6 protein-coding genes are annotated in these 6,251 nt (G+C 56.8%); 2 read left to right on the top strand and 4 right to left on the bottom strand.

Translation table 11 applies throughout. The features are described 5' to 3' along the window. Nucleotides 1-143, bottom strand: a 143-nt coding sequence (locus Q352_RS24500) for a transposase (protein ID WP_156952603.1), incomplete at its 3' end; no start/stop codon positions are given. Between the two features lie 308 nt (nt 144-451). Between Q352_RS24500 and Q352_RS0117855 the strand changes: the two genes are divergently transcribed. Beyond that, the gene (locus tag Q352_RS0117855) at nt 452-1,126 is read left to right on the top strand and encodes an inovirus Gp2 family protein (RefSeq protein ID WP_028500494.1); all 675 of its coding nucleotides are present in this window, start codon (nt 452-454) and stop codon (nt 1,124-1,126) included. Between the two features lie 337 nt (nt 1,127-1,463). Here Q352_RS0117855 and Q352_RS0117845 read toward each other — a convergent pair whose 3' ends face one another. From Q352_RS0117845 to Q352_RS0117835, 3 genes are all read right to left on the bottom strand, one after another. Then, a complete protein-coding gene (locus Q352_RS0117845; RefSeq protein WP_028500493.1) occupies nt 1,464-3,203 on the bottom strand; it encodes a hypothetical protein in 1,740 nt (579 codons plus the stop codon). 80 nt (nt 3,204-3,283) lie between these two features. Continuing rightward, nucleotides 3,284-3,763 (bottom strand): hypothetical protein, encoded by a 480-nt coding sequence (locus Q352_RS0117840; protein WP_028500492.1) that lies wholly within the window; start codon nt 3,761-3,763, stop codon nt 3,284-3,286. Next, nucleotides 3,760-4,926, bottom strand: a complete 1,167-nt coding sequence (locus Q352_RS0117835) for a dsDNA nuclease domain-containing protein (protein WP_028500491.1) — start codon at nt 4,924-4,926, stop codon at nt 3,760-3,762. Before Q352_RS0117835 ends, Q352_RS0117840 begins: the two co-directional genes overlap by 4 nt. A 630-nt stretch (nt 4,927-5,556) precedes the next feature. Here Q352_RS0117835 and Q352_RS0117830 point away from each other — a divergent pair. Further along, a partial coding sequence (locus Q352_RS0117830; RefSeq protein WP_028500490.1) for a DUF932 domain-containing protein occupies nt 5,557-6,251 on the top strand: 695 nt, incomplete at its 3' end.

The raw sequence follows: 6,251 nt of genomic DNA, 5'->3' as shown, positions 1-6,251 counted from the left end.
AGCAGATTGGCGTTGACACCGTGTGACAGCGCTACCGCGGCAATCGAGGCGCCGGGCTGGGCACACTCGGCAACGATCTGCGCCTTGAGGGGTTTGGGATAAGAGCGTCGCTGGCGCAACGTGGGGAGTTCGGTCTTCGGCATGGTGTCCACCAAAAAGAGGTGGACACTAAGCAGGACTGAACATGGCCTCAAGATGGGTTGCCCGGGCGCTTACAGTGAAGGCGGTCAGAAGCGGGGCTACCGGGTCATGCGTGAGCATGGCCTGAGGAGGGAACGGGTGTCTTGAGGTACGGGGGCAAGTCCAGTGCCACAAGAACGCCTTGCCTGGTCAATCCCATGGGAAACATGGATGACTGCAAGAGACCTTCCACCCTGAGTCCCTTCTCCTGGGGAGTAAAAAAATACATCTCCTGCTGTGTCTATGCATCGACCAACAGGATGATCTCGAAATGCCTCCCTCTACCAAAGCACGGCGCCATGGCGTCAACACAAACCTTCACTTGCATCACGCAGACAGCTTTTGTGGGCTCCCTGTCATGAGCAGGCATGCTCCGTTCATTCAGGAGTACCTAGGCCGGCTCCATGACACATTACTGCGTGCCTTGGACGAGCACCCAAGGACCCTTGCCTTGCGGTTTGATCTTCGGCTCCCGGAGGAAGAGCTCTTCCCCCTTTGGGAGTTCACCAATCAAGTGATGCCACGTTTCATTGACTCACTGAAAGCGAAGATTGCTAATGACCGGGAACGGTCCCATCAGAGCTATGGCAAGGTCCATCACACCAGTGTCCGCTACGTATGGGCCCGGGAGCTTGGCCTTACCGGGAAGCCGCACTACCACTGCGTGCTCTTTCTCAACCAGGATGCCTACTTCTCCTTTGGGCGCATCGGCTCTGGCCAGGAGAACACCTACAGCCGTATTCAGTCCGCCTGGGCCAGCGCCCTCAGACTTCCCGATGAAGATGTGACGGGACTGGTCCATGTGCCTGACAACTCAACGTATCGACTGCGTAGGGGCGATACAGAGGGGCTGGAAGCGTTCTTTCATCGGGCCAGCTACCTCTGCAAGGCAGAGACCAAGGGCTACGGGGATGGGCAGCATGCGTTTGGTTGCAGCAGGAGTTGATGGCCTGCATGCTCCATCGTACGTGTGCTTAGCCAGACTCTTCCCGCTCGCAACCACATCCTGATTGATAACAAAACTCTCGCCCTTCTGAAAGAGGCGGTTCGGCGCGCCGACCGTCTCTGGGCGATTAGGACGCCAACATAGGACCCGAAGGACTTTGCGAGGTTTTCCACTCAATAGGCAAGCTGATTCCGCGTAGTCGTGATGGTCTCAAGGCTCCGAGATTCGAGCACGGAGCTCCAAGGTAATCATCAGCACCGCCGCAGACCACGCTAGCACCTTCACAATCTCCACCGTGGACATCACCGCCCATTGGTTCCTCACCGAACTCCAGACCTCAAGCCCAGTCGTCAGGGGCGGGTCCAATCTCACTGTTGGGTAACAGGTCGGTCTTCTTCCCGAGATACATCGGCTTTTCCGGCCCGCGGTACTTCGGAAGCCAACGCTTGTCCTGCTTCGCAGTTGGATGGTCGTACTCAGTGGAGGAGAAGAGAAGCTGCGCATCGTTCGCCTCGCACATCTTCTCGAGCTCTGTCAGGTAACTTGCCAAGTCAGCCGTGTGGAGCTCGTCCTGCTTCGGCGTATCCAAAATCAGGAATCGGAACGGACGAGTTTTGTCGGCAAGGTAGGCCTCCAACAGCGCTGCGTGAATGGCGAGGACTAGCCGACCAGTGGTGCTACTGGTACCACCGCTGCCAATGGTCTCGAGGGTTTCTCCCCCGAAGGTGAAACGCAGGTTCAAGTCGATGTCTACGTTCCTCGACACGCTGGTCGTATCCAACATGTCCATCCATTTAACGGTCAGCTCTCGCAATTTCCGTCGGAGGTCGTTGAACGCGTGGTCAGCCCTTCCTGTGTTCGTGAGCCCTTCAATACGGTCCTGAATCCGGTCCCTTTCTCGCTCCAGTTTGAAGAGTTTCGAGCGCTCTTCCTTCAGCCCAGAGATTCGGGTCAGTTCGCCCTGAGCGCCGACAAGTTCTTTAGTCAGGTCCTGCACGGCTGTCACTAACTGGTCAACACCGGAAGTACTGGGGGCCCCGAGGTTTTCGACGAGTGTCTGGCGCTCCGTACCTAGCTCCTCAAGCCGCTCCTCCAACTGCTCAACACGAATTTCAGCACGTTGACTGTTCCGTTCAAGGTCCTTGATTTGATCCTTGAGGTACAGCAGGTTTTTTCCGTACGACTCGGCGCTTCCGAGAAACAGCCGACAGTTAGGGGCACTGCAGATTTCTTGGAACGACGTAAACACACCGCGAGCCTCTTCGTTCAAGCTGAGAGTCTTGACTTCGCCGTCAATCTCCGCGCGGATAGTTTCGATGCCTGCGACGCGATTCCGTAGTTCGAAAAGCTCTAGCTGGCGCGCTCGGATTTGTACGTCCTTCCGGCGCAGGAGCTCTATCAATGCCGAGCTCGCGGTGCCTTTAGCGTCCACAGATACTCGAAGTCCGTCGATCTGCTGTGTCAGATTCTCACAGCTCCGTTGCAGCGCGGCCTGGTTTGCATCGCTGTCATCTACACCGCGACTCTGGTACTCGAGCACACGCTGCGCAGCGACGATCATGCGGGTCTGCGCCTCCAGAGCACTCTTCTCTTCGATGAGCGACTTTTTGACCTCGAACGAGTGCTTGGGATTCAGGCCGAAAGCGAACCTCACCATCTCCGCGAACTGGTCCGTGATGAACGAGCTAGGGGCACGATAGGCAGCCGAGTACCCGTGGCCCTGGATCAAGTAGAAGAGGGGCAGCAGGGTAGCGATATAGGGCTTCGTCTCCCCTCCTTTGGTCGACACCAGTCGTGGTGGCCTCAGCCCAAGCAGTTGGAAAAGCGCGGCCGAGAAGGATGCCTCCGTATGGTACTCAGTTTGCTCACCATCGAAGTCAATCGTGGCATAGAAGAGCTCGTTCTTCTCCCCAAGAGCACGACGGATAGTGAGTGGCTTTCCGTCCGATTCGGCATGCAAAACGACGGCGTTGCATCTCTCAAGAATTTCCGCTCGGAAGTTGTTGGGAAACCCCAGTGCGGAAGCAAGCATACGCACAATAGGCGACTTCCCACTGCCGTTCGCTGCGAAGAGCATCGTAGTCCGATGCCCAAACTCCAGGAGCGGGCTTTCCCATCCTCCTTCTCCCAGGGGTTCGACCTGCAGTGACTTCAGCCTCAATTCACTTCCCCTCTGACTCGAGCCTCATCCCTGATGTACTGGTAGCTGAGCTCAATGGTTCTCATGGAGTGAGCCAGAAGACTCTCTCCTTCAACAGCGCCTGTATAGACCCTCTTACCGAGGTTGGTAGCTGAGATTTTGCGTGTCACTTTGTCGATAGTGACGTACCCGGTCGACTCCAAGAACGTTAAGGCTTTGATGGTCTTAATGCGTAGGTTGCCGGACCAACCAATGTCCTGCGACGAGCCCTTGAAGCCAGCCACGGTCCGCTCCAGGCACTCTCCAACCAGTTGACCAATCTCAGGCAGCTCAGGCTTTGAGTGCCCCTTCGAGATTGCCAAAATTGTCATGGCCAGCAGCGGCAGCTGGAACAGAGCCTCGTTGTCTAGCGTGTGCATCGGCGAAGGTCCTTCGCCAGAAAGGTTCAGCTTGAGGCTGAGACGCTTGGCTTCACTGAAGAACTCGGTGGAGCTCATCGCGTTGCCCTCCTAACGATGGCGGCACAAAGCGCGCCGAACAGCAGGTCAATGTCGAGCGCCGGGAACTGCTTCCCAGCGGGGGATTCCAAGAGCTCTTGGATACATTTCTCCAAGTCTGCGAGGAGCCCCCCCCCCAGCAGCCAAGTCTTGCACTTCTTATCGATTTCCTCGAGCAGCACGTTCAAGGTGAAGTCGGGAAAAGTATGGCGTGCATTTCTCATCCAGACGTCCCAGGAGACCTTCGCACGAGAGGCCCACTCAATCATGGCGTCAGAGGTACCAGCTTCCTTCAGCTTCCGCTGGAGGATTGACGCGGTCTTGATTGCCGCGGAGTCTCCGCCTTCCAATAGCGTCAGATAGACTTGGGTAGAGATGCTCAGAACCCGAAGCAAGTCCTCCAAACCGACGCCAGTCGCCAAATCGATGCCCGTCTTGGACAGACCACTAATCGGGGCACAGGACTTCTCCTCGACAAGCATCACCAGGCTTCTGGCGATCCGCTCAACCTCGTGCTGATGCAGATCGATCTCGGAGTGTTTCCAGATGGCGCTATGCGCAGCAACACCGAAGGCTTCAAGGGTGTCCCCGATGTACTGAACATTGGGCAGCAGGGACAGCTTTCTTCGAGCAGCTTCAACCTGCTCAAGTGACAGTGATACGTCGGGCGAAACGATGGCCGCGAACTTCTCGATGAGCTGACGGGCGTACTTCTTGCTGGACGTACCAGCAGCTAGGTCCGTGACAAGGTTATGCACTTCGTCTTTGAAGTGCACGTTGCTGAGGACTGTGACCTGCCGACACTGGTCGCCAAACTCAATCGTATGCAAGAAAAGCTTGCCAGCGATGCTGCTTCGAATCGCCTCCAACTTCTCTGCCGTGTTGAGCGTCCCCGTCTTCTTCAGAGCAAAGACCTCATTAATGTCCCATTGCTGGTTGGCCTTGCCTTTGGTCTTAACCTGAAAGAAGTGGAACTCGACTACACCAGCAACGGTTCTGCGCACGACAAAATCGTCATGGTAGTCGCAGTAGATGCGATCGACCTCCTTGCCGCTCAGAATTTCGAGCGCTGCGAATGCAGCTGCTTGAAACTGCATCCGGAACCGCATCATGGTGTCCCGACCAACAGTTTCCCGCGGCGCCTTATCATGGATGATGTCCATGGTTTTTGTTTTGATCTCCTCAGATTGAGCGCGCATTCTGTATCCCGTTCCGAACGTGCACGACATCCGATAGACGCATGCAGCATAGGACAGCACTGTCCCCGCCCGACAACAAGGCGAGGCAGCAGCTGAGCGTCACACAGGAACGCATGCCGTATAAATATACAGGCCGGTAACTTTACCGCAAGCATATGAGGGCGTCGCCTTCTTCGGTCTATGCAAGCCTGCCTCTTAAGTTAAAGGCTGAAATTCAGGATCGGAACTGGGCTACCGGACAGAGCCGAAGAGGAAGACCGATGCCGGACAGATGGTCATTTACATGATGGATTGAATAGCAGAGGTACCATAAAGCCGGCACTGGTGAAATTCGGCGGTTAGCCTTGAACGGACTTCATCGGTGGCTGCTTTGGCTGGCCGCTTCGGCCAAGAAACGGTCATGAAGAAACGCACCATGCAACGATCTCCAACATACAGACCGCCGTCAGCGGTCCCATCGCACCACCTGTAGGCTGTTCATCCAAAGATTTTTCACCCACATATCACCCACCCGGTAACAGGCAGAGACACCCCGTCACTGCCCTCTGCCACCCGCCCTGGCTCACCACCAGGGCATTTTTCCGGGAGTCTGATATGTCTCATCTCATCGAAACCATGGCCTACGTCGGCCAAGTCCCCTGGCACGGCCTCGGCAATCCACTGTCCGCCCAGCAACCGCTGGATGTCTGGCAACGTGAAGCCGGCATGGACTGGACCATCGAGCACAGCGATGTGCTGTTTGAAATCGCGGGCGGCGAGCCGCTGTTGCGCCCTTATCCGGACAGCAAGGTGCTGTACCGCTCCGACACCCTGGCGCCGTTGTCAGTGGTGTCCAAACGCTACAAGGTGGTGCAACCGCAGGATGTGCTGCACTTCTATAACGACCTGGTCTCGGCCGGCGGCTTCGAGCTGGAAACCGCCGGGGTGCTGAAAGGCGGGCGCAAGCTGTGGGCACTGGCACGTACCGGACAGGAGACCGTGCTCAAAGGGGGTGATCGGGTCAAAGCCTATCTGCTGCTGGCAACCAGTTGCGATGGCACTTTGTGCACCACCGCTCAGTTCACCTCGGTCCGGGTCGTGTGCAACAACACGCTGCAGATGGCAGTGGGTGAGCGCAGCGGTGCGGTCAAGGTCCCGCACTCGACCGTGTTCGATCCGCGTCAGGTCAAGGAAGCGCTCGGCATTGGTCTGTCCGGCTGGGAGGCGTTTATTGGTCAGATCAAGGCGCTGAGTCGGCGTCCGATCTCTGCTGACGAAGCCCGCCTGTTCTTCCATGACGTGCTGGACGA

Origin of the sequence: Microvirgula aerodenitrificans DSM 15089, assembly GCF_000620105.1 — a bacterium.
In the GTDB taxonomy this organism is placed as follows: Bacteria; Pseudomonadota; Gammaproteobacteria; order Burkholderiales; family Aquaspirillaceae; genus Microvirgula; species Microvirgula aerodenitrificans.
Note: the sequence above shows the minus strand (reverse complement) of the source record. Positions and strands in the feature narration are given on the sequence as shown.

What these genes read in the sequence shown, in the direction of transcription:
- Q352_RS0117845 (WP_028500493.1), bottom strand. Translation starts at nt 3,203, where the DNA reads ATGCTCTTCGCAGCGAACGGCAGTGGGAAGTCGCCTATTGTGCGTATG.
- Q352_RS0117835 (WP_028500491.1), bottom strand. Translation starts at nt 4,926, where the DNA reads ATGGACATCATCCATGATAAGGCGCCGCGGGAAACTGTTGGTCGGGAC.
- Q352_RS0117855 (WP_028500494.1), top strand. Translation starts at nt 452, where the DNA reads ATGCCTCCCTCTACCAAAGCACGGCGCCATGGCGTCAACACAAACCTT.
- Q352_RS0117840 (WP_028500492.1), bottom strand. Translation starts at nt 3,763, where the DNA reads ATGAGCTCCACCGAGTTCTTCAGTGAAGCCAAGCGTCTCAGCCTCAAG.